At 54.2% G+C, this 22,975-nt stretch carries 21 protein-coding genes and 1 pseudogene; 18 read left to right on the forward strand and 4 right to left on the reverse strand.

All coding sequences use genetic code 11. The features are described 5' to 3' along the window. Positions 1–48 precede the first annotated feature (48 nt). Entirely contained in the window at positions 49–1,506 is a 1,458-nt protein-coding gene (locus tag ACTJJ1_RS17230; protein ID WP_440834608.1) for an efflux transporter outer membrane subunit, read from the reverse strand. 89 nt (positions 1,507–1,595) lie between these two features. Between ACTJJ1_RS17230 and ACTJJ1_RS17235 the strand changes: the two genes are divergently transcribed. The 12 genes from ACTJJ1_RS17235 (at position 1,596) to ACTJJ1_RS17290 (ending at position 16,018) form a co-directional block, all read left to right on the forward strand. Next, positions 1,596–2,210, forward strand: a complete 615-nt coding sequence (locus ACTJJ1_RS17235) for a TetR/AcrR family transcriptional regulator (protein ID WP_004946948.1) — start codon at positions 1,596–1,598, stop codon at positions 2,208–2,210. Positions 2,211–2,286: 76 nt separating this feature from the next. After that, positions 2,287–3,396: an efflux RND transporter periplasmic adaptor subunit gene (locus ACTJJ1_RS17240; protein WP_004946946.1), complete on the forward strand. Its 1,110-nt coding sequence runs from the start codon at positions 2,287–2,289 to the stop codon at positions 3,394–3,396. Beyond that, on the forward strand, positions 3,393–6,482 hold the full coding sequence (locus ACTJJ1_RS17245) for an efflux RND transporter permease subunit (RefSeq protein ID WP_409442828.1): 3,090 nt from the start codon (positions 3,393–3,395) through the stop codon (positions 6,480–6,482). Before ACTJJ1_RS17240 ends, ACTJJ1_RS17245 begins: the two co-directional genes overlap by 4 nt. 169 nt (positions 6,483–6,651) lie before the next feature. Beyond that, entirely contained in the window at positions 6,652–7,890 is a 1,239-nt protein-coding gene (locus tag ACTJJ1_RS17250; RefSeq protein WP_440834611.1) for a multidrug effflux MFS transporter, read from the forward strand. Between the two features lie 309 nt (positions 7,891–8,199). After that, positions 8,200–9,294: an ABC transporter ATP-binding protein gene (locus ACTJJ1_RS17255; protein WP_004946939.1), complete on the forward strand. Its 1,095-nt coding sequence runs from the start codon at positions 8,200–8,202 to the stop codon at positions 9,292–9,294. 4 nt (positions 9,295–9,298) lie between these two features. Further along, positions 9,299–9,949 (forward strand): ABC transporter permease, encoded by a 651-nt coding sequence (locus ACTJJ1_RS17260; RefSeq protein WP_004946938.1) that lies wholly within the window; start codon positions 9,299–9,301, stop codon positions 9,947–9,949. Further along, positions 9,946–10,653, forward strand: coding sequence for an ABC transporter permease (locus ACTJJ1_RS17265; protein WP_004946936.1), 708 nt, complete (start codon positions 9,946–9,948; stop codon positions 10,651–10,653). The genes ACTJJ1_RS17260 and ACTJJ1_RS17265 overlap by 4 nt, the downstream gene beginning before the upstream one ends. 34 nt (positions 10,654–10,687) lie before the next feature. Continuing rightward, entirely contained in the window at positions 10,688–11,572 is an 885-nt protein-coding gene (locus ACTJJ1_RS17270; RefSeq protein ID WP_004946934.1) for an ABC transporter substrate-binding protein, read from the forward strand. After that, on the forward strand, positions 11,569–13,113 hold the full coding sequence (locus tag ACTJJ1_RS17275; protein ID WP_440834614.1) for an HAL/PAL/TAL family ammonia-lyase: 1,545 nt from the start codon (positions 11,569–11,571) through the stop codon (positions 13,111–13,113). Before ACTJJ1_RS17270 ends, ACTJJ1_RS17275 begins: the two co-directional genes overlap by 4 nt. Beyond that, positions 13,110–14,312, forward strand: coding sequence for a CaiB/BaiF CoA transferase family protein (locus ACTJJ1_RS17280; protein WP_440834616.1), 1,203 nt, complete (start codon positions 13,110–13,112; stop codon positions 14,310–14,312). The genes ACTJJ1_RS17275 and ACTJJ1_RS17280 overlap by 4 nt, the downstream gene beginning before the upstream one ends. 15 nt (positions 14,313–14,327) lie before the next feature. After that, positions 14,328–15,221: a 3-hydroxyacyl-CoA dehydrogenase family protein gene (locus ACTJJ1_RS17285; RefSeq protein WP_440834618.1), complete on the forward strand. Its 894-nt coding sequence runs from the start codon at positions 14,328–14,330 to the stop codon at positions 15,219–15,221. Then, positions 15,218–16,018, forward strand: a complete 801-nt coding sequence (locus ACTJJ1_RS17290; protein WP_122289090.1) for an enoyl-CoA hydratase-related protein — start codon at positions 15,218–15,220, stop codon at positions 16,016–16,018. Before ACTJJ1_RS17285 ends, ACTJJ1_RS17290 begins: the two co-directional genes overlap by 4 nt. 109 nt (positions 16,019–16,127) lie before the next feature. Here the strand turns inward: ACTJJ1_RS17290 and ACTJJ1_RS17295 are convergent, their stop codons facing one another. Continuing rightward, positions 16,128–16,484, reverse strand: a complete 357-nt coding sequence (locus ACTJJ1_RS17295) for a winged helix-turn-helix transcriptional regulator (RefSeq protein WP_440834620.1) — start codon at positions 16,482–16,484, stop codon at positions 16,128–16,130. A 112-nt stretch (positions 16,485–16,596) separates the two neighbouring features. Between ACTJJ1_RS17295 and ACTJJ1_RS17300 the strand changes: the two genes are divergently transcribed. The 6 genes from ACTJJ1_RS17300 to ACTJJ1_RS17325 all read left to right on the forward strand — a co-directional run bounded on the left by ACTJJ1_RS17300 (position 16,597) and on the right by ACTJJ1_RS17325 (position 21,213). Continuing rightward, a complete protein-coding gene (locus ACTJJ1_RS17300) occupies positions 16,597–17,340 on the forward strand; it encodes an SDR family NAD(P)-dependent oxidoreductase (RefSeq protein WP_440834622.1) in 744 nt (247 codons plus the stop codon). A gap of 424 nt (positions 17,341–17,764) precedes the next feature. Continuing rightward, entirely contained in the window at positions 17,765–18,151 is a 387-nt protein-coding gene (locus ACTJJ1_RS17305) for a winged helix-turn-helix transcriptional regulator (protein ID WP_440834624.1), read from the forward strand. Between the two features lie 534 nt (positions 18,152–18,685). After that, positions 18,686–19,378: a DsbA family oxidoreductase gene (locus ACTJJ1_RS17310; protein WP_440834626.1), complete on the forward strand. Its 693-nt coding sequence runs from the start codon at positions 18,686–18,688 to the stop codon at positions 19,376–19,378. 305 nt (positions 19,379–19,683) lie between these two features. Then, the gene (locus tag ACTJJ1_RS17315; RefSeq protein ID WP_440834628.1) at positions 19,684–19,974 is read left to right on the forward strand and encodes a YdgH/BhsA/McbA-like domain containing protein; all 291 of its coding nucleotides are present in this window, start codon (positions 19,684–19,686) and stop codon (positions 19,972–19,974) included. A gap of 197 nt (positions 19,975–20,171) precedes the next feature. Further along, the gene (locus ACTJJ1_RS17320; protein ID WP_440834645.1) at positions 20,172–20,786 is read left to right on the forward strand and encodes a C45 family autoproteolytic acyltransferase/hydolase; all 615 of its coding nucleotides are present in this window, start codon (positions 20,172–20,174) and stop codon (positions 20,784–20,786) included. A 43-nt stretch (positions 20,787–20,829) separates the two neighbouring features. Then, positions 20,830–21,213, forward strand: a complete 384-nt coding sequence (locus ACTJJ1_RS17325) for a hypothetical protein (protein WP_440834630.1) — start codon at positions 20,830–20,832, stop codon at positions 21,211–21,213. A gap of 176 nt (positions 21,214–21,389) precedes the next feature. On the opposite strand, the gene ACTJJ1_RS17330 is transcribed toward ACTJJ1_RS17325, so the two are convergent. Further along, positions 21,390–22,754 (reverse strand): TolC family outer membrane protein, encoded by a 1,365-nt coding sequence (locus ACTJJ1_RS17330; protein ID WP_440834632.1) that lies wholly within the window; start codon positions 22,752–22,754, stop codon positions 21,390–21,392. Between the two features lie 5 nt (positions 22,755–22,759). Further along, positions 22,760–22,975, reverse strand: a pseudogene (locus tag ACTJJ1_RS17335) (hemolysin D); the annotation flags it as partial.

A 22,975-nucleotide genomic window follows, 5' to 3' on the forward strand; every position in this document is an offset into this window, starting at 1 on the left:
CACGACAGTGCAACCACTGTGTTGATACGGACGAAGAATGTTCGTTTTTCATTGTGTCATTACATCGGCTTGCGGAGGTTGCCAACCGCCCCCGAGCGCCCTGAACGCGGCCACCGCCGCGCGCGCCGATTCCGTTTGGGCCTGCGCCCTGGCGTCGGAGGCCTGCAGCAGGGTTTCATCGTTGCGCAGGACGTCAATCAGGCTGGCTGTCCCTTGCCGATAGGCGACGAAAGACGATTGCCTGGCGCTGGCCAGGGCCGTTTCACCCCCGGTCAGTATTGCTGTTTGTGTTTCACGATTGATCAGTGCGGAGAAGGCGTTTTCGACGTCTTCGGTGGCGCGTAACACCGACAGACGGTAAGCTGCGAGCGCTTCGGCCTCCTGGCCTTTCGCCTGATCGATCTGCGCGTTGATGCGGCCGAAATCGAAGAGCCGCCAACGCAGCCCCAGTACGCCTGCCGATTGGCTGGCGCCGCTGGAGAACAGGTTGCCGCTTGCCACCGCCGTTGCGCTGCCGAGTAATGCGCTGAGTGAAAACTTCGGATAGTACTCGCTGACGGCCACCCCGATGCGCGCACTGGACGCGGCAAGATGGCGTTCGGCCACGATAATGTCGGGGCGGCGGCGCAGCAGATCGGCGGGGGTACCCGTAGAGGTGAGCTGCGGGGCCTGTGGAATGGCGCCCGGCGTAGTCAACTGAGCGCGATGAGTGCCGGGCGGGGTTCCGAGCATGACGTCCAGCGCGTTCATGGCGGCGTCGAGCCCGGTTTGGAGAACCGGCACCGTTGCCTGAACCTGCGCCAGGGCCCCTTCGGTCTGGCGGACCTGATACTCAGCGGCCAGCCCCTTGCTGTGAAGGAGCTGTACTTTTTCCAGTAACTCTTGTTGCGTACTGACCTGTTTGTTTGCGATAGCCAACCGGGTTTGCAAGCCGCGCAGGGTGATATAGATGTCGGCCGTCTGGGCGGCGACGGCAAGGCGTGTCGCGGCGACGCCCGCCTCGGAAGCCTGGTAGTCAGCCAGTGCGGCCTGGCGACCGCGCCGCAGGCCACCGAAGATGTCGATCTCCCAGCTTGCGTTGAGGTCGGCTTCATAGGCATTGCCGTAGCGATTATAATCGGGTGTTGAGCTGAGAACCTGGCCCAATGGGGTTTCGACCGACTGATAGGCGCGAGTGGCCTGGCCGCTGATGTTACCCGACGGCAGCAACGCCGCTGTCGCCGCGCCAAGTCCGGCGCGGGCCTGCGCCATCCGGGCGCTTGCCTGAGCCAGATCGAGATTTTGCGCGAGTGCGCTTGAAACGAGGTCACTCAATAAGGGATCGTCAAAGCCTTCCCACCAGACAGCAAAACTGGCCGGCCGGGCGGCGCTTCTGTGTTGGACGGCGGATTGAGCCTGATAACGATCCGAGAGTGGAGCGTCTGGGCGCTGGTAATCCGGTCCAACCGCGCAACCCGCCAGTAAGCCGGTGCTCACAACCAGAGCAAGAGTACGGAGGGAAAACATGGGGATTCCTTGAATCGAAGCAGAATGGTGACTACATTACCAAATGGTCACTTGTTGTCAATCAGTGCTCATCGAGCTAAGCTAGAAAAATGACTAAACACATGAATGCACTTTCCCCGAGAGGGCCATTGGATCACAGCGTTCGCGATCAGATCGTGGAAGCCGCCACAGAGCACTTCGGGCACTTTGGGTATGAGAAAACCACCGTGTCCGACTTGGCCAAGGCGATTGGTTTTTCCAAGGCTTACATCTATAAATTTTTCGATTCCAAACAGGCAATTGGTGAGGTGATCTGCGTCAATCGGCTGGCCATGATCATGGAGATTGTCAATTCGGCGCTCGCAGATGCGCCGACGGCCTCGGAAAAATTAAGGCGCCTTTTCAAAGCGTTGACGGAAGCAGGTAGCGACCTGTTTTTTCACGATCGCAAGCTTTACGACATCGCTGCCGTTGCCGCCCGCGAACGCTGGCCTTCGGTGGTGGCGTATGAAGAACGTTTGTGCCAGGTGATCCAGCACATCCTGCTCGAGGGCAGGCAGTCGGGGGAGTTCGAGCGCAAAACGCCGCTGGATGAAGCGACACTGGCGATCTCCCTGGTGCTGCGGCCCTATATCTGCCCTGTCCAACTGCAAAATAACCTGGAGAATGCGCCGGTGGCGGCGGTACTTCTGTCGGCATTGATACTGCGCAGCATGGCGCCTTAAAATTTGTGACCATTGACATTATTGGTCACTGGTTGGAGAATGCGGTTACCGTCCTGTTCATTAATTAAGGGAACCCATGCCCCGGCTAAAATCTGCCCCCTTTGCTGTTTGCCTGTTATCTTTCGCCCTGGTGGCGTGCGGCGACGCTGCCAGCGTCGACGATCCGCGTAGCCAACCTCCTCTGGTGAGGGCGGCTACCGTGAAGAGCGCCGTCGATGCCTCCCGCGCCTTCACCGGCGTCGTCGTCGCCCGCGTTCAGAGCGATCTCGGTTTTCGGGTGCAGGGTAAAATACTTGAACGTCTGGTCGATACCGGCCAAAGCGTCAAACGCGGTCAGCCGCTGATGCGTCTGGACCCCGTCGATCTTGGCCTGCAGGCGCAAGCCCAACAGCAGGCGGTCGCCGCCGCGCGGGCGCGCGCCAGACAGGCTACCGATGACGAAGCTCGTTATCGTGGTCTGGTTGCCTCAGGGGCCATATCGGCTTCGGCTTACGATCAGATAAAGGCCGCTGCCGATACGGCTAAAGCGGAGCTCAGCGCGGCGCAGGCACAGGCCGACGTGGCGCGCAATGCGACGGGCTATGCCGTCTTGCTGGCCGATGCAGACGGCGTGGTGGTGGACACCTTGGCCGAGCCGGGGCAGGTCGTCAGTGCAGGGCAACCGGTGGTACGGTTGGCGCGGGCGGGGCAGCGAGAAGCCATCGTACATTTGCCTGAAACGTTGCGCCCGGCTATCGGGAGCGAGGCCCTGACGACGTTATACGGCAAGGATACGGCAGCGGTTCCTGCAAAATTGCGCCTGCTCTCCGATGCGGCCGATCCTCTGACGCGCACCTTTGAGGCAAGGTATGTGCTGGAGGGGGCGCTGGCGAGCGCACCGCTTGGTGCCACCGTTACCCTCGCCATCGCCGAAGGCAAGTTAACCGGGCAGGTGCTGCAGGTGCCTATCGCCGCTCTCTATGATCCGGGCAAAGGACCGGGCGTGTGGGGCATTTCCGGCCAGCCTGCCAAAGTGTCGTGGCGGCCGGTTCAGGTACTTGGCCTGGGCGACGATGCGGCCAGGGTGACCGGCGGCCTCAAGCCCGGTGAACGGGTGGTGGCTTTGGGCGCGCATTTGCTGCACGAAGGCGAAGCCGTCCGTCTTAGTAATCAGAGCGATGCCAGTGTCGCCGGGAGCCGGCCATGAGCGGAGGGCGGTTCAACCTTTCGGCGCTCGCCGTTCGCGAGCGCTCAATCACGTTGTTCCTTATCATCCTGATTACCGTGGCCGGCATTCTTTCGTTCTTCGGGCTGGGGCGTGCGGAAGATCCGCCGTTTACGGTCAAGCAGATGACGATCATTTCTGCCTGGCCGGGTGCCACCGCGCAGGAAATGCAGGATCAGGTGGCCGAGCCGCTTGAAAAACGCATGCAGGAACTCAAATGGTACGACCGCAGCGAGACCTACACGCGGCCTGGTCTGGCTTTTACCATGATGTCGCTGCAGGACAGCACGCCGCCTTCACAGGTGCAGGAAGAATTCTATCAGGCGCGCAAGAAACTCGGCGACGAGGCCAAGAATCTGCCGGCGGGCGTGATCGGCCCGATGGTCAACGATGAATTCTCGGACGTGACCTTTGCGCTCTTTGCATTGAAAGCCAAAGGGGAACCGCAACGCCTGCTGGTGCGCGATGCCGAATCGTTGCGCCAGCGTTTATTGCATGTCCCAGGGGTAAAGAAGGTCAATATCGTCGGGGAGCAGGCTGAGCGTATCTTCGTCTCTTTCTCGCATGACCGGCTGGCCACGCTGGGCATCTCCCCGCAGGACATTTTCTCCGCGCTCAACAACCAGAACGTGCTTACGCCGGCCGGTTCGATTGAAACCCATGGGCCGCAGGTCTTTTTGCGCCTGGATGGCGCCTTCGACAAGCTGGAGAAGATCCGCGATACGCCGATTGTGGTTCAGGGAAGGACGTTAAAACTCTCGGACGTGGCGAAGGTCGAACGTGGCTACGAAGATCCTGCGACCTTCCTGGTGCGCAATCAGGGTGAGCCGGCGCTGTTGCTGGGCATCGTGATGCGTGAGGGCTGGAACGGCCTGGATCTGGGCAAGGCGTTGGATGCGGAGACGGCAAAAATCAATGAAGGCATGCCGCTGGGCATGACATTGACGAAAGTCACCGATCAGTCGGTGAACATCAGCTCATCCGTTGACGAGTTCATGATCAAGTTCTTCGTCGCGTTGCTCGTGGTGATGGTGGTCTGTTTCGTCAGCATGGGTTGGCGCGTGGGCGTGGTGGTTGCGGCGGCGGTGCCGTTGACGCTGGCTATCGTCTTCGTGGTGATGGAGGCCACCGGCAAGAACTTTGACCGCATCACCCTCGGCTCGCTGATCCTGGCTCTCGGGCTGCTGGTGGATGACGCCATCATCGCCATCGAAATGATGGTGGTGAAAATGGAAGAGGGCTACGACCGCATCAAAGCCTCGGCCTATGCCTGGAGCCACACGGCGGCCCCGATGCTGGCCGGTACGCTGGTGACGGCCGTCGGCTTTATGCCCAACGGTTTCGCTCAGTCTACCGCCGGCGAGTACACCAGCAACATGTTCTGGATCGTGGGCATCGCGCTGATTGCGTCCTGGGTGGTGGCGGTGGTGTTTACGCCTTATCTGGGCGTGAAAATGCTGCCGAAAATCAAAACGGTTGAGGGTGGGCACGCGGCCATCTACAACACCCGCAATTACAACCGTTTTCGTCGACTGCTGACGCGCGTCATCGCCCGGAAATGGATCGTGGCAGGCACGGTTATTGCCGTGTTTACCCTGGCCATTCTCGGCATGGGGCTGGTGAAAAAACAGTTCTTCCCTACCTCCGACCGTCCGGAAGTGCTGGTTGAAGTGCAGATGCCTTATGGCACCGCCATTGAACAGACCAGCGCCGCAACGGCCAAGATCGAGGCGTGGCTGAAAAAGCAGAAAGAGGCAACGATCGTCACGTCCTATATCGGGCAGGGTTCACCGCGTTTTTATCTGGCGATGGCGCCGGAGTTGCCCGACTCGTCATTCGCGAAGATTGTCATACTGACGGACAGCCCGGAAGCGCGTGAGGCGCTCAAGTTTCGTCTTCGCCAGGCGGTGGCCGATGGGCTGGCACCCGAAGCGCGTGTCCGGGTCACGCAACTGGTATTTGGCCCGTACTCGCCATTCCCCGTTGCCTATCGCGTGATGGGACCGGATCCCGAGCTATTGCGCGCGATCGCCGATCAGGTCGAGACGATCATGCAGGCCAGCCCGATGATGAGGACCGTCAACTCCGACTGGGGCCCGCCGGTGCCGACGCTGCATTTCACGCTCGATCAGGACCGCTTGCAGGCCGTGGGGTTGACCTCAACGGCGGTCGCCCAGCAACTTCAGTTCCTGCTCTCGGGTGTGCCGATCACCTCCGTGCGTGAAGATATCCGTTCGGTGCAGGTCATGGGCCGTGCCGCGGGGGATATCCGGCTTGACCCGGAAAAAATTGCCGGCTTTACGTTGGTGGGGGCTGCCGGTCAGCGCATTCCGCTGTCGCAAATAGGGGATGTCGATGTGCGCATGGAAGATCCCGTTCTCCGTCGGCGCGATCGTACCCCGACCGTTACGGTGCGGGGCGACATAGCCGAAAACCTGCAACCGCCGGATGTGTCCGCGGCGATCACGAAAGCGTTGCAGCCGGTTATCGACCAACTCCCGGCCGGGTACCGCATCGAGCAGGCGGGGTCGATTGAAGAGTCGGGCAAAGCGACCGAGGCGATGGTGCCGCTGTTCCCCATCATGATTGCCATGACGCTGCTGATCATCATCCTGCAGGTGCGTTCGATGTCGGCGATGGTGATGGTCTTCCTCACCGCGCCACTGGGGCTGATTGGGGTGGTGCCAACGCTGCTGCTCTTCAACCAGCCGTTTGGCATCAATGCGCTGGTGGGGTTGATCGCGCTGTCGGGCATCCTGATGCGTAATACCTTGATCCTGATAGGGCAGATCCATCACAACGTGCAGGAAGGGCTGGATCCGTTCCATGCCGTGGTCGAGGCGACGATTCAGCGAGCCCGACCGGTGTTGCTCACGGCGATGGCGGCCATTCTGGCGTTTATCCCGCTCACCCACTCGGTGTTCTGGGGCACCCTGGCTTACACCCTGATTGGCGGGACCTTTGGCGGAACTATCGTGACGCTGGTGTTCCTGCCGGCGATGTATGCCATCTGGTTCAAGATACGCCCGGACAACACGCCGCCAACCGACAAGCCGACATTGGCATAAGTCATAACGGGGGAGCGCGATCCCCGCGGTGGCGCTCGCCGAATAACCTACCGACACGTTATGGCCGCAAAGCCCTGACGTGTCGGTAGACGTTTACCGCAAAACGAAAGGGTCCGATGATGAAGGCTGAGGGTGTTTACGCGCCGGCCACTCCCGGCGAGGGATTACCATGAGTACAGAAAACACGCCCACTGAAGTGAGGGCGGCTATCCCTTCGGCCGAAGGCCCGCAACTAACAGGTAAAATCGTCGCGTTACTGGCCGGCCTTTCTGCCATTAGCATACTGTCCACCAACATTATCCTTCCCGCGTTTCCGGATATCGGAGAGCAGCTTGGGGTGTCAGCGCGTGAGCTTGGTCTGACGCTCTCCAGCTTTTTCATCACCTTCGCGCTGGCTCAGTTGGTCGTCGGCCCGCTGGCTGACCGATACGGACGCAAGAAGCTGGTGTTGGGGGGACTCTCAATATTCATCGTGGGTACGGTGGTAGGCGGTCTCGCCGGTTCGCTGGAAACGCTGATCGTCGGGCGCATCATCCAGGCGCTGGGCGTATGCGCGGCAGCGGTTTTAGCCCGCGCCATTGCGCGTGATCTGTTTGAAGGCGAAACGCTGGCGCGCGCGTTGTCGCTGACCATGATCGCAGCGGCTGCCGCACCGGGCTTCTCGCCGTTGGTGGGGAGCGTGCTGACTACGGCGTTGGGGTGGCGTGCGATCTTCATACTGGTGGGCATTGCCGCCTTCGTTGTCGCCGTATTTTACGTCAACGTGCTGGGGGAAACCCATCCTGCTGAGCGTCGCGCACCGCACTCGATGCCGAGTGTGATATTCGCGTACGGCAGGCTGCTAATGGAGGGGAAATTCATACTTCCGGCATTGTCGATGAGCCTGTTGATGAGCGGATTGTTTGCCTCTTTCGGTGCCGCGCCCGCCATTTTGATGAACGGGATAGGCTTGTCGTCGCTACAGGCCGGGCTGTATTTTGCCGCCACCGTGTTCGTGGTCTTTGCCGCAGGGATGGCGGCACCGCGCCTGGCACACCGCTATGGCGCGCAAATCATTACCTCGGGAGGTATTCTCATCGCATTATTGGGGGGGAGCCTGCTGCTGATTGGGCCGGAAACTCCAGGCTTGGCTTGGTATACCTTGTCCATGAGTCTGTACCTCTGGGGAATGGGGTTGGCCAATCCATTGGGAACGGCAATCACAATGGGGCCCTTCGGGAAACAGGCCGGCCTGGCATCCGCATTACTGGGTTTTCTTACAATGGGGGCGGCTGCAATCACAACCTGGCTCGGCTCGGTGCTGACGTTCCCCGCGGTCACCACGCTGGGGGGCATACAGGCAACGGCCTGTCTGATCGCACTGTTATTGTTCCTGCTGCGGGGAAAATTAACGGCACCGTCTTCGTAAAAACCCGTCATTTTTGGCAAGCCTGCATCGACAAGGATCCTCAACGGTAATCCGGGTGCAGTGCTTCTCTCTACCCCTGCAAGCACCTTAATGGTGCGAGTGGTTTTTTTTGGGGCAAGAGATGCCCTCTTTTGTTCGTTTTTTCCTCTCTGTACAGCCCATCTCCCTAAAACCGCCGGTATTACCCTGCTTTGGTAAGTTGGCATCCTGCTTGCTAGGTTGTACATACAGGTTAGTACATATCGGGTCTGCGAATAGCTGAAAGGCAGGCGACGGTTAACAACAGTCCGTAATGGGGCAGGAAACGTAATGATTTCATTTGAGAGCATAAGCAAATTTTACCCCGATGGTACGGTGGCCGTAGACAGGCTGTCGTTCAGTGCGCCGACAGGCAAAATCACCATGCTGGTCGGGCCTTCGGGCTGCGGAAAAACCACGTCACTGCGCATGATCAACCGGTTAATCGAGCCTTCTTCGGGGAGTATTTTGCTCAACGGACAACCGACGGCAGGGATGGACCTGGTCAAACTGCGCCGCAAGATTGGCTATGTGATCCAGAATGCCGGTCTGTTTCCGCATAAAACGGTGCAGGACAACATCGCCGTCACCGCGCTGCTTAACGGGGCAACGCGCACGGCGGCGCGTAAAAAGTCATTGGAACTTCTGGAACTGGTCGGGCTGTCGCTGGCGATGGCGGAACGTTATCCGTGGCAGTTGTCCGGCGGCCAGCAGCAGCGGGTCGGTGTCGCCCGCGCACTGGCTTCCGACCCTGAATTCATGCTGATGGATGAACCTTTCAGCGCCGTCGATCCTGTGGTTCGCGAACAGTTGCAGGAGGAGTTTTTACGTTTACAGCGTGAAATCGGCAAGACGATCATCATGGTTACCCATGATATTGACGAGGCGATGAAATTAGGCGATCAGGTGGCGGTTTTTCGTCCCGGAGGGCGTCTGGCGCAAATTGCCTCGCCGGTCAAATTATTGAATGAACCTGAAGATGCTTTCGTCGCCGATTTTATCGGCCGCGATCGCGGATACCGTAAGCTTTCTTTTGAGATGATCCCTGAAGATATTGCGTTGGCTAAAGAGAAAGTCATTGCGCCGGGAATGTCGGTCAGCGAAGCCCGTTTAGTGGCGGGGCATGATTCCTGGGTGCTGGTGGTGGAAAATGATTGCCCGGTCGGCTGGTATGATGTGCAGCAAAACAAAACCACGGTAGAGGCGGAAGACATTAATCTTGGCAGCACCTTTGCGCCAAGAAATGGCACGCTGCGGCAGTTAATGGATTCTGTATTAAGTTCCCCCTGTCAGCGCGGCATTGTTGTCGATGAACAACAACGCTTTATCGGCACGGCGAATATCGAACAGGTATTTTCGCTTTCTCACTCCCGTGCCGAGAGGTAATGCCATGCGCTTTGACTGGTTGTTTCAGCAGCGGGAAAATATAGCGACGTTACTCGGCTGGCACGTTTATCTGTCCATCATTCCTGTCTTGATCGGGCTGGCATTGGCCATTCCGGTGGGCGGTTTACTTCACCGTTGCGGAAAGTTTAAGGACGGCATTCTTAATCTGTTGGGGCTGCTTTATACCATTCCCTCGCTGGCCTTGTTTGTCTTGTTACCGGGGCTGCTCGGCACCAAAATTCTGGATGCCGTCAATGTCGTTGTGGCGTTGACGCTGTATGCCTTCGCGCTGTTGATTCGCACGGTTTGCGACGGGCTGGATTCTGTCCCGCAAGAAACGCATCAGGCCGCCGTGGCTATGGGGTATCGGCCGCTACAGCGATTTCTGAGTGTCGAACTGCCGCTGGCGGTGCCGGTGATCGCCGCCGGCATGCGCGTGGTGGTGGTGTCGAATGTCAGTATTGTTTCCATCTCGGCGCTGGTCGGGATGCCGCAACTGGGGGCGTTATTTACCCAGGGTTTCCAACTGCATTTTCTGACGCCGATTATCGCCGGTATTTTCCTGTGCATCGCGCTGGCGCTGCTGCTGGATAATCTGGTGCTGCGCACCGGCAATAAAATTACCGCCTGGCAACCGAAAAGGAATGCGAAATGATTAACTGGTTGCTCGACCCAGCTCATTGGCTCAATGACGACGGACTGCTGATATTGATTTTCCAGCATCTGGTTTACAGCGTCGAAGCCTTGTTTGTTGCGGTGATTATCGCGTTTCCGGTGGGGTGTTATGTCGGGCATACCGGCAAAGGCGCGACGTTATTAATCGGCAGCGCGAATGCCATGCGTGCGCTGCCATCTTTCGGGTTGATCATCTTACTGGTCATTCTTTTCGGGCCGGTATTTGAATCCGATCTGGCCTTTATTGTGCCTTGCCTGATAGTGCTGATTATCCTGGCATTGCCGCCGATCATGATGGGCGTTTATTCCGGTATTCGGGCAATTAATCCGGCAATTATTGACGCAGCCATAGGTATGGGGTATTCGCCGTGGAAATTACTGCTCACCGTTGAGATCCCCTGTGCGCTGGCGTTGATATTATCCGGTATCCGGAGCTCGGCATTACAAATCGTTTCGACCGCCACCATTGCGGCTTATGTTTCTCTCGGCGGATTAGGGCGTCTTATTATTGATGGCCGCGCGCAGAACGATTATCCGCAGATGGTCGCGGGGGCTTTTATGGTGGGAATATTAGCCTTGCTGGTCGATGTGTTTTTCTCTTTTTTAATTCGTTTCACGGTATCACCAGGAATACGGCAGCGTGAACGCCGCCGTAAAAAAACATTGCCTTTATCGAATAGCTGAATCATCTACTCACTCATTCCGGAGTCTGATAAAAATGAAATTGAAAAACCTGCTTGCTGTTGCCCTGTTTTCTGCCGCCGTGGTGCATGCACCTGTGGCCCTCTCTGCTGATGCCGGTGGAACCATTATCATCGGTTCCGCAGACTTCCCGGAAAGCCAACTGCTTGCCACTATTTACGAGCAGGCGCTGGCCGCTAAAAACGTCAAAGTGGAAACCAAACTCAATATCGGCAGCCGTGAGGTGTACATGCCTGCGCTGCTCGACGGTTCCATCAGTCTGATCCCGGAATACAGCGGCGCCACGCTGAGTTACCTCGACGAAAAAACGCAGGCTCACTCTTCCGAAGATGTGGCGGCGGCGCTGGCCAAAGCGTTGCCGGAAAAAATCAAGATGCTGGATATTTCGGCCGCGCAGGACCGTGATGTACTGGCAGTAACGGAAAAAACCGCGAAAAAATACAACCTGAAAGACATCAGCGATCTGGCTCCGATCGCCAAAACGCTGGTGCTGGGCGGCCCGGCAGAATGGAAAACCCGTCGTGAGGGCGTGAGAGGGTTGAGCGAAGTGTACGGATTAACCTTCAAAAACTTTAAGGTGCTTGATGTTGCCGGCCCGCTGACGCTGTCTGCACTGACCAACAATCAGATCCAGGTTGCGGATATGACCTCAACCGATCCGGCCATTAAAACCAAAAATCTGGTGGCGCTGGAAGATTCCAAACACTTGTTCCCTGCGCAAAATATCGTGCCGTTGATTGCGAAAGACAAAGCCAGCGAAGTGGTCGAAACCACGCTCAAAGCCGTCTCCGCACAGCTGACGACCAGCGATTTGATCGTGATGAACGGCAAACTGGCGAATTTCGAAAGCGTCGATGCGGTAGCGAAAGAATGGCTGACTCAGCACGGTCTGAATAAATGAGGGTGCAACCGGTCACGTTAGGCACGGCTGAAACGTCGATCCGCGACATCGTCGATATTGCTTATGGTGCACAGGTGTTGCTCTCACCGCCTGCGTTGGACGGCATGCAGATTGTGCACGAGAAAATCAGACAGGCGATAGTCGAAAACAAAGTGATTTATGGGTTGACCACCGGCGTGGGCGATCTGGTCACGCAGCGGTTATCGCCGGAACAAATCTCCGATGTGCAACTCAATATGCTGAAAAGTCATGCTTGCGGGGTGGGGCCAGAACTGGCACAGCATGAAGTGCGCGCAATGATGGCGGTGATGATCAAATCCCTGTTACAGGGTTTCAGCGGCGTCAGCCCGGCATTGGTGCTGACCATGGCGGATATGCTCAATAAGGGCGTGATCCCGTGGTCGCCCGGTAAGGGGTCGGTCGGGTATCTGATTGCCACGGCACACATCGGACTGTCGGTGTTTGGTTATGGAAAATCGTACTATCAGGGCGAGCTGTTGCCTGCCCGCGAAGCGCTGAAGCGGGCGGGTATTGCCCTGCGCATTCCCGGCCCGCGCGAAGGCCATGCGCTGGTCAGCGGCACCTACGAAATTACGGCGCTCGGGTGCCTGGCAGCGGAAGCTTTCCGGGAACTCATCCCGGTGGCGGACGCCGCCGGCGGCATGAGCCTTGAGGTGCTCAAAGGGAATATCCGTGGTTATGACGCTCGCTTGCATGCCCTGAGGCCGCATGACGGGCAGCAGGAAACCGCGCGGATTTTACGCTGCCTGCTGCGTGACAGCGAGATCCTGGACAGATACCGCGATTTCCGCGTTCAGGATGCCCTGAGCCTGCGCTGCATCCCGCAAATGCATGGCGCGGTGCGTGATGTGCTGAGTTATTGCCAGAAAACCCTGACCACCGAAGTCAATTCTGTCACCGACAATCCGGTGTTTATGGTTGAAGACGGGGAACTGAATGTGCTGCCGGGCGGCAACGGCCATGGCGCCCCGGTTGCGTTGTGTCTCGATGCGCTGGCGATCGCCATTGCCCAGCTCAGTACCGGTTCGCAGGCGCGTTCCGACCGGCTGACCAACAGCCATCTCAGCGGCTTACCGGCCTTTTTAGTGGCGGACGGTGGGGCGCACTCAGGAATGATGATCCCGCCTTACGCCGCGGCCGCGCTGGCAGGGGAAAACCGAGCCTTGGCGGCACCGGCCAGCGTGCATACCGTGTCCACCTGCGCGGGACAGGAAGATCACATTTCTATGGGCGTCACGGCGGCGCGTAATGCCATCGATGCCGTCGAAAATGCCATCGATATCGTGGCGATAGAAATATTGTGCGCCACGCAGGCGGTGGAGTTTCACCGACCGTTGCGGGCGTCCACGGGCACCGAAAAGGTGCTTTCGTTGGTACGGCAGCGGGTGGCGTTCAGACAAAGCGATGAAGAAATGTATCCGGATATGCTGGCCATCCGGCAGCTCATTAGACAGGGCGATATTTACCGCGCACTGACGCCACTGATTTTTGCAGACACCGCTGAAGGAGAAACCGCATGAGTGCATCAGCTGCATCCCGGCCACTTGAAGGGATCAAAGTGCTTGACCTGTCCCGTGTGCTGGCCGGGCCTTATTGTGCTTCGTTGCTCAATGATCTGGGCGCGGAAGTGATCAAAATTGAAATGCCGGGAAAAGGTGACGATTCTCGTGATTTCACTCCGCATCTCAACGGAGAAAGTACCTATTTCATGCTGCTCAATCACGGCAAAAAAAGCCTGACGCTGAACCTGAAATCCCCGCAAGGGCGGGAAATGCTGGAGCAGTTGATAGAAGGTGCGGATGTGCTGGTGGAAAACTTTCGCCCCGGTGTGACCGCACGTTTAGGCATTGATTATGAAGCGGTGAAGAAGATCAATCCGAAGCTGATTTACGCCAGTATTTCCGGCTTTGGTCAGCAGGGGCCGCTAGCGCATAAAGCGGCTTACGACCACGTTATTCAGGCTATGGGCGGCATCATGCAGGTCACCGGCTGGGCGAATGGCGAACCAACGCGGGTGGGCGATGCCATCGGTGATGTAGTATCCGGCCTCTACTGCTCGTGGGGGATCCTGGCGGCCTTGTTGCAACGGGGCATTACCGGCCTCGGCCAGCACGTGGATGTCGCCATGCTGGATGCCATGGTGTCGATGCAAATGGTGTCGCTGACGCAGCTTCTCGGCGGCATGCCGCTGGCCGGACGGCTGGGCAATGCGCACCCGATCAGCGCACCGATGGACAGCTACCGCGCGGCCGACGGTTATCTGGTGATCGCCGTCGCCAATGACAGCCTGTTCCGTCGTCTGGCCGACACCCTTGGCATGCCGGAAATCTTGCAGGATGCGCGCTTTGCGACGGATCCGCAGCGCCTGAAACATCAGTACGAATTACGCGTGCTGATTGAAAAATGGCTGCACCCCAAAACCGTGGTGGAGGCGCTAGAGCTGCTCGATACCGGCGGTATTCCCGCCGCGCCGGTCTGGGGGCTGGATCAACTGCTGCAAAGCCCGCATGCTGCGGCGCGCGGATTATTGCATCAGGTCATGCATCCGGTCGCCGGTGAAATCAGCATTTTGCCGCAGCCGGTGAAGCTCAGCGGCATGAGCCAGTTACCCGATTTAATGCCGCCGCAGCTTGGCGAGCACACCCGCACAATTCTCGGCGCTCAACTGGGGCTGTCTGCGCAGGAACTGGACACACTTTCGCAGCAGGGCGTCATTTAACCGGAGGCAGAAAACATGGAATTAACGCAGGTTGCCGTGATTGGCGCGGGCACCATGGGCGCGCGGATCGCCGCGGTATTTGCCGCCAGCGGTTTCAGGGTGGCGCTTTATTCACGTACCGAAAACTCGCTGCATAACGCGGCGAAGCTGATTGAAAGCATCGGAGCCGGGCTGACGTCTTCCATTACCTTCACCACGTCACTGGCGCAATGCCTGCAAGACGCGAAGATTGTGTCGGAAAATATCGCCGAAGTACTGGCGCTCAAGCAGCAGATTTTTCAGGAGATTGAAAAGCATGTCAGCGATGAGTGTCTGCTGACCACTAACACGTCCAGCGTGCCTATCGGACAGATTGCCAGCGTGCTGGCGGTGCCGTCGCGCTTTATTGGCCTGCATTGGTTTAATCCGGCGGATGTGATGCCGATGGTGGAAATCGTCTGCGGGCCGCAAACCCAGGAGAGCACGCGCCAGCAGGCCGCTGCGCTTTGTCAGCAACTGGGCAAACAGAGCGTGACCATTCATAAAGAAGCCCCCGGGTTTATCGTCAACCGGCTGCAGTACGCCATGTTGCGTGAGGCGTTGCATCTGGTGACGGCCGGAATTGCCAGTATCGAAGACGTGGATTTTGCGGTGCAAAGCACGCTGGCACCACGCTGGTCGGCGATGGGGCCGCTCAAGCTCATGGATTTTGCCGGGCTGGATACGGTGAAAAATGTCGCCGCGATATTACTGCCGGATTTGTCCAGCGACGATGTGCTGCCGCCGTGGTTGCTGGCGCAAATTGAGCAGGGCAATCTGGGCACCAAAACCGGCGCGGGGTTTTATCCGTGGACGGCGCAGGAGATTGCCGAAGGTCTTGCGTACCGTAACGACACGATCCGTGCCATCAGCGGGATGCAAAAACCATGAGTGAACCTCTTCATTGTCAACGTCATGGCGACGAACTTATTGGCTGCGAACGCCATCAGGGCGTAGCGCATATCACCTTGAACCGGCCGGAAAAACTCAACGCGCTAAGTGCAGAAATGCTGACGCAGTTGCTGGAAAAAATGCGCGAACTGGATGGCGATAAACAGATCCGCGCAATAGTCATTTCCGGTTCGGCGCGGGCGTTTGCCGCCGGTGCTGACACCGGCACGCTGGCAACCGCCTCCGCAATTGCCCTTTACACCAGCGGTTTCAGTGAGAAATGGGATCAGATTTCCGCCATCGAAAAGCCGGTGATCGCGGCCTTATCCGGTTATGCGCTGGGTGGCGGGCTGGAACTGGCGTTGTTGTGTGACATCGTGATTGCCGATGAAACGGCCATTCTCGGACTGCCGGAAACGCACATCGGAATTATCCCCGGCGCGGGGGGAACGCAACGGCTGGTCAAATCGGTGGGGAAATCACTGGCGATGGAGATGATCCTCGCCGGGCGAAAAATCACCGCCGCAGAAGCGCTGGCCGCCGGGCTGATCAGCCGGATCACCTCGCCGGAAGCGTTAACGGAACAGGCGTTAAAGATTGCACAGAATATTTCCCGCGCTGCACCGCTCGCCGTTAAGATGGCCAAAAAAGCCGTGCTGGCGAGTTTCGATATGGGCTTAACGGCGGGCGTGAGTTATGAACGTTCGCTTTCGGCCCTGATTGCGGCCAGCGAAGACCGCAACGAAGGCATGCGGGCGCTGGCGGCGAAAGAGCCGGCAACGTTTACCGGCGAGTAAACACCGGCACTGCGCGGCATGTAACCGTCTAGGAAACTGGGGTCTACTCACAAACAGTTAAAAATGGGTCTGGGATGGTATTTACTCCAGACCAATAATGAAATAATTTTCATTGGTTTTTAAAAGATTGACGGGCAGCACGGACTTTTGACTCGTTCATAAATGCCCACTCTGCTAACCCATGTACATGGGGCATAAAGCTTTGGCCTAACTCTGTCAATTCATACTCGACGCTTGGCGGTTTTGTCGGGTACACCGTTCGTGTTACAAGCCCATCTTCTTCCAAAGAGCGCAGCGTTTTTGAAAGCATTCTTTTCGATATTCCACCTGGAATTTTTCGAAGAACCTCCGAAAATCTTAGCTTCCCATCACAAAGACACTCCAGGGTCAATGTGCTCCAGGGATCCATTATACGGTAAAGCACATCACGCACAGGGCAATCTTCAAATCGAGTAACTACACCCATAAGTAGGTTACTCCTTAGTAACCAAGGGAGCCAAAAGGCCCTTCTTGTAAAAGTTTTAAGGTGCAATATCATAACCTGGTTCCAAACAGTAACCTACTAAGGAAACGGACCCATGAAGAAAGTGATTGCAATTTTTGGTGCTGGTTCAGGTCTGGCCGCCTCTGTCGCTCGCCAGTATGGCGCTAAAGGTTTTGCCGTAGCATTAGTCGCACGCAATGCTGAAAAACTGAATGCTCTAGCAGAAAGCATTAGGTCAAACGGGGTTGATACCGCAACATTCATCGCTGATTTGTCGGATGCTGAAGCTATTTTGTCAGCGATCGTGGCTATCAGAGAGAGGTTCGGTCGCATTGATGCTTTGTATTACGCACCAAACCCTCAGGATACGTTCACTCCTGCCACTGAATTGACTCCGGCGATTCTGCAGCCAAGGATCAATTTATACTTCTATGGGTTGATTAACGTTATTAATGTGATATTGCCAGAGTTTAGAGAACGTGGGGAAGGTATTATCCTCTCGGCATTCGGTGGCACAGCTCAAGTTGGTTGCCCATTTATGAGTGGTCTCGGGCCTGCGATGGCTGCTGCACGTAACTACTTGCAATCGCTACAAAAAGAGCTAGTCATCGAGAACATCAAGGTTGGTGTTGTCACCATCACAGCAATAGTACAGAACAGTGCTACTCATCAAGAATTACAGTCACAGGACGGGATGAATGATCTGGTGATGGAGCTTGGTCTTTCTGAGGTTGATCCTGACCATTTAGCCATTTTACTGGATGACGCTCTCAATAATACGAAAATTCTGGAAATGTCCTTCCCAGTATTGCCACATAATTCTGATGAGATACACTGAGCCTGGTTTTATCTGAAAGAACAATGAACTGGTCTTTAATTATGGTGTGTTTTATAAATTTGTTTTAATTTTTGTGGGCCTTTCGTTATTTGGATTGATAAATTGAATGTTATATATGAAGATTTTTATGGTGCTTCCATTGTTATGTTCACTTGGGATCTTTATGGGTAATAATATTCAAAAAACAATCGCAATTTCGAATTGGTCCATTTTTTACCGCTATAGTGACTGCTAATTAAATTTTTCAAAACTTAAAACAATATCAGTATTTATTTTTTTTGTTTTTTTATTTAAGTTTTCCGTAATTTATTATTGTCAACTCTACCAGAGTCCTAAAAAAACTCACGGTTGTAGATAATTACGGTGGCCATAGTTAAAATAAGTGCTAAAATTATATTTATATATCCTACTATGAGAAAAGCTAATGATACCAGGTTTCACAACGGCAACGAATGGTCATTTCTATTGCAATGCTGTACTGACGACATTGACGAGAATTGGCGATAAGTGGAGCATATTGATTATTATGCAGTTAGCCGATGGCCCTTTGCGTTTCAACGCACTCAAACGTGCGGTTGGCGATATAACTCAGAGGATGCTAACGCGTGCGTTACGGCAGTTGGAACGCGACGGTATGGTCATACGTTCAGTGTTCCCTACGATTCCACCGCAAGTTGAGTATCAGCTTACCGATCTAGGCCGGTCCTTACTTGAACCTCTGATTATTCTTGCTACTTGGGTTATTGAGAATCAAAGCAACGTTGAAGTTGCCCGTCAGGAATTTGATAAAAAAGGGGAAAGTGAGACTTGATAAAGTAACTAAAGCAGTAGCGTCGGGATTGAGTGTGGGATGTTTACCCGCGCAGCGGGCTTGTCCCAAGCGATGTACTACGCTTGAAAAGCGAAATACGCTGGAATGGAGCTAATCTCAAAAATCGAAGCGCAGTACACCGAAATCCCCCAATTATTTTCCGTAATGGGTGCTTCCGCTTGGATTTATTGAGAAATCTACCTGTTGTCAGAAAATGTAGCTATATGAAGTCAGTTATTCTTGGTGTTGAATGGTTCATGTTTAGACGCGGCCACGACTCTCACCGAATGCTACGTCTTATCCTGCGATAGGATAAACCTTAGTCCATCTATTTTTCGTTTTTCATTAATAAAAATTTTTCTTAGATTATTACTGCCCTTCAAACGTATTTTTCAATGACTTGTACATTAATGATACTTGGTATCATTAATGTACCTTCTTGTCAGTTTGTCATGCTTGACAATATAGTCAATGTAAGTGACAGAACCCTCTCGCAACTAAATAATAGGCTGGTTTTAATTAAGGGTATTAAGAATGAAAATACAAGATCCGATTACGATAGAACTCTGGTCAGATGTAGTTTGTCCCTGGTGTTGGATTGGTCTGAATCGCCTTGAAAAAGCTATCAATGATTTTGGGACAGATCGTCAGGTTTTAGTCATTCCACGATCTTTTCGACTGCTCCCGGCTATGCCCCCATCCCCTATTAGTACTGTTTTTATGAAACGGTTGAATATTCCGCTATCTCAGGTCTCGTCTATGTTGTCAAATATAGAGGCAACTGCGTTAGCAGAAGGATTAACTTATCAGCTTTCTGCCACTAAGCTGGGCGATACTATTGATGCGCATCGCATAATTAAGTTTGCTCAATCTCAGGGCAAAGGACATGAAATGCTGCGGTGGTTTCATCAGGCTCACTTGTCGAAAAACCTTTCTGTCTTTGAAAGAGAAAGCTTGCTGATGCTGGCGAGCCAGTGCGGGCTAGAACGTAATGATGTGACGAATATGCTCAACCGGGGGTTATTCCGTGCTGAGGTCGAAGCTGACCAAGATCGCTTACGGAAACTGGGTGGAAATGGTGTCCCGTTCTTTCTAATCAACGGCCAGCATCCCCTTTCTGGCGCTCAACCACAAGACGTATTTTTACAAGCTTTGACGCAAGCTTGTGAGGACACTTCGTCAAAGGTTAACCAGGGAGAAGTCCATACTAAAAATACGTGTAACTAGATGATGGTTATTCAGTGATTGGAAATTAAATTATAATTATTTATTTGAAGCTCAGTTTTAGTTTATGATTAAAAAACAATCCCCCTATTAAAATAAATTGGCTATTTACTTATGACTATGTCAGGAGGTTTAATTTATATTATTAAGAGTATATAACATGCAAAGCGGATTTGCAGATTTCATTAAATTAAAAGGTGTATTGTATTTTTATGCAGATTGCTACTATCCGCTAACATATGCAAGTTTAGCTATGGATTGCTTTCGAATGTCAACAGTGTTTAATTTAAATATTTTTAGGTAATGATATGAAATTTATAAAGTTGTTTTTTTTATCAGCATCATTGATTCTCGGTGTCGTATCTTTCGGCTCTTTGGCTGCGACATTATTGACTGCCCAAGAGGTAAAAGATAATCCCGGGAAATATGAGAAAATCGGGTCGATAACGACGACGGCTGAAGCCACTTCGCCGATGGACGCGAGGGATAAATTGTCTAAAATGGCGGATAAGCTAGGTGGGCAATATTATGTGATTATCGCGGGCCGTGAACATGGGCGGTTCAGTGCAGTTGCTGAGGTTTATAAAGATAAAAAATAAGGGATTAGCTATAAAGGCGCAGTACAATTTGTATTGCGCCTTTCTTAATCTATTAGGGAGTATTACTTTTTTGGGAAGAGGGCTCACGTGTTAGCACCGCTATAGTTGAGTATGTTTAATCAGCTCTTTGGTTCAGTCCATAGCCAAAGGGACTTTGCACGGTAATGCCTTATTAAAGGGGTTAACTCATACTCTCAATTGATTGCTTCGGTAATGGCCTTGCCCGTGGCCACGCTCACGGTGAATCCGCTCGCAATCAAGTGCGTGATGCGCTCAGTCGTTGGGCTGAGCATACCCTCTTATCTGCCCATCAGTACACGGACATAGATGCCTATGTGCGGCGCTTTATTACTCATACCGGTCTACTTTCCATAATCAATCGGTGTCTACCGGATCTGGTTGAAGAAGTTCGCGGTATTGCCCAGGGGGCGGGGCTACCCTTCGAGCATGTCCTGGTCTACAACTTTATGGACGAACAGTGGTGGTACGATTTGCCACAACCCGCTGAAACAGAGCCAGGATGCAGTCTGCTGGCAATTGATATGGGCAGTGAAAAGCTATTGGCACAAAATATGGATCTGCCTACTAGCATGAATGATTCACAAGTCTTGTTGCGAATTAAGGGGAACGAGGTTCCCGAGACTCTGCTGTTAAGTGCCGCTGGTATGATTGGCCTCACGGGGGTCAACCGCGACGGCGTTGGGATATGCATAAATACGTTATTGATGTTGCGACATAACCCAGCGGGGATCCCAGTGACTTTCGCTCTACGTCATGCCTTGAAGCAACCAACTCGCGTTAGCCACACTTAAGACTTTGTCTCATGCCAGTGGTCAACACTATGCGGTGGCTGATGTGACAGGCATCACCAGCTTAGAGTGCTCGAGGCAAGGTTGCATTCTACAAGATGTGCTACGATTGGTTCATACCAATCACCCATTGGCCAGTCAGGATGTGAACGACAACGCTTTAGCGTTACTCACGGAGCGTGGGCGGGTGGCGAATTCCTACGAACGCCTGAGATACCTCGAACAACAGATTACGGAGCTTAACAATGAAGCCGATATCTATGCCCTGTTGTCAGACTCAGAGACACCGATAGCCATGCTGCCTGGCCACGGAAGATTGGGCCAGACATTTGGCTCAGTGGTGTATCGTTTGGGGGAGGAAACTCGCGCATCATTCGCTCTCGCAAGCCCCGGTCAGAAGCCTTGGCTTCATACCAATTTCTTGGGGTGAAATACTTAACTATTAATTAAAGGATAATTAAATAGGCGAGGCTGCAGAGTGAGTTATTTCCTTTTATCGATGGGGAGCTGGTTGTGATTTTTGTATAGTGATAATTCCCTGAATTTAAATATTCAATTTGTCGGTTAACCACCAGGATCTCATTTTACCTGTCTTTCCCGGGTAAACTAACGAAAATAACGGGCTACCTGTGATATATCCTGTTCATTGAGCACCCCGGCCAGGCTTTGCAACGCCACCCAGGCTTTCAGATAACCGTACTTGGCTTCCGCATACTCTTTTTGCGTCATATACCGCTGTTGTTCTGCATTCAATACGTCCACGTTCACCCGCATACCAGCCTTCACGCTTTGGCGCGTCGCTACCACTTGTTTGTCGGCCGCCTGTAACGCCAGTTCGTAAGCTTTCAGTTTGGCTTCACTGCTGCGGCACAAGTTATATTGTTGCTGCAAGTCGTTGAGCGTTTTATCAGACTGCGCCGCCATTTCATATTTCGCTTGCATATAGCGTGCCGCCGCCTGTTCCGTCGAAGCCGATACGCCGCCGCCTGCGTATATCGGTACGCTGACTTGAATCCCAATGGAATTGGTGCGGTACTGCTGACCAACAGTGTTATCGCTGTTTGAGTCGTTTTCCGAGTGTGATGCATACAGCGCCACCCGCGGGAAATGGCCGGCCCGGTTGCGCTCCACTTCATAATGCGCTACTTCAATACCCTGCTGGGCAGTACGCAAATCCGGGTTGTTGCTTTTAGCCTGTAACAGCCACTCTTTCAATGTATGGAACTTCAGTGATAAGGGGGCAAATGATCCCTTTTGTGCTTCGACGGCATCAATATTGGCCGGCGGCACGCCGATAATGCTGCTTAGCGTGCTCAGAGCGGCATTCAATGCATCTTGCATCTCAATAACCTGCGCTTGTGCCAGGCCGTAACGCGCCTGTGTTTCGAGCACGTCAGTCACTGTGCCTTCTCCAAGATTAGATAGTTGTTGATTCAAAGCCAATTGCTCACCATAAGTGGCTACCTGAGCTTGCACCAGCGTGATATTTTCGCGCCGGTAAGCCACATCGATATAGGCTTCTACCAGGCGTGTAGACATATCCTGCAGCTTGGCTCTATAGCGTTCATCTGCCATCAGTGCCCGGGCGATCCCGCTCTGGTAGTGTGCCCAGGCTTCATAATCGAACACTGGTTGACTGACGGTAACCGAGAGCGAGTTGCTTCTGTAGCGAGTGTTAACGTTTTGCTCCTGAGTGTTCCCCAAGCTATCGCTTGCTTGATACTTTTGGTTCTGCCAGTTGCGAGGAGCATTCTGGTAGTTGGCGGAAACCTGCGGCAAAAGGCCAGCGCGACCAATTGCCTTTTCTTGTTCGCCGGCCAGCTTCTCTTGTACTGCCGCCTGCAGGGTAGGGTCATTGCGCAGTGCCAGCATAAAGGCCTCATTCAGCGTCAATGCATGTGCTGGGGTAGTATAAAACCAACAGGCGACAAACAGGACAGCGAGAATCCCGATCGTAATGCGATGGATCATGATATTTATTCCTCCGTCAGGGACATATGTGCGCGGTCAACTACTGGTTTGAACAGGTAGTTGAGTAGGGAACGTTCGCCGGTGCGCACGAAAACCGATACTGGCATGCCGGGAACAATGGTTTTCTCTCCCAGTCGCTTAATCTGCGCCTGCGGCACCGTCACTTTCATGTTGTAGTAAGGTTCGCCGCTGCGTTGATCGGTCAGTCGATCGGCAGAAAT

The organism is Serratia sp. 22264 (assembly GCF_052045345.1).
In the GTDB taxonomy this organism is placed as follows: Bacteria; Pseudomonadota; Gammaproteobacteria; order Enterobacterales; family Enterobacteriaceae; genus Serratia; species Serratia plymuthica.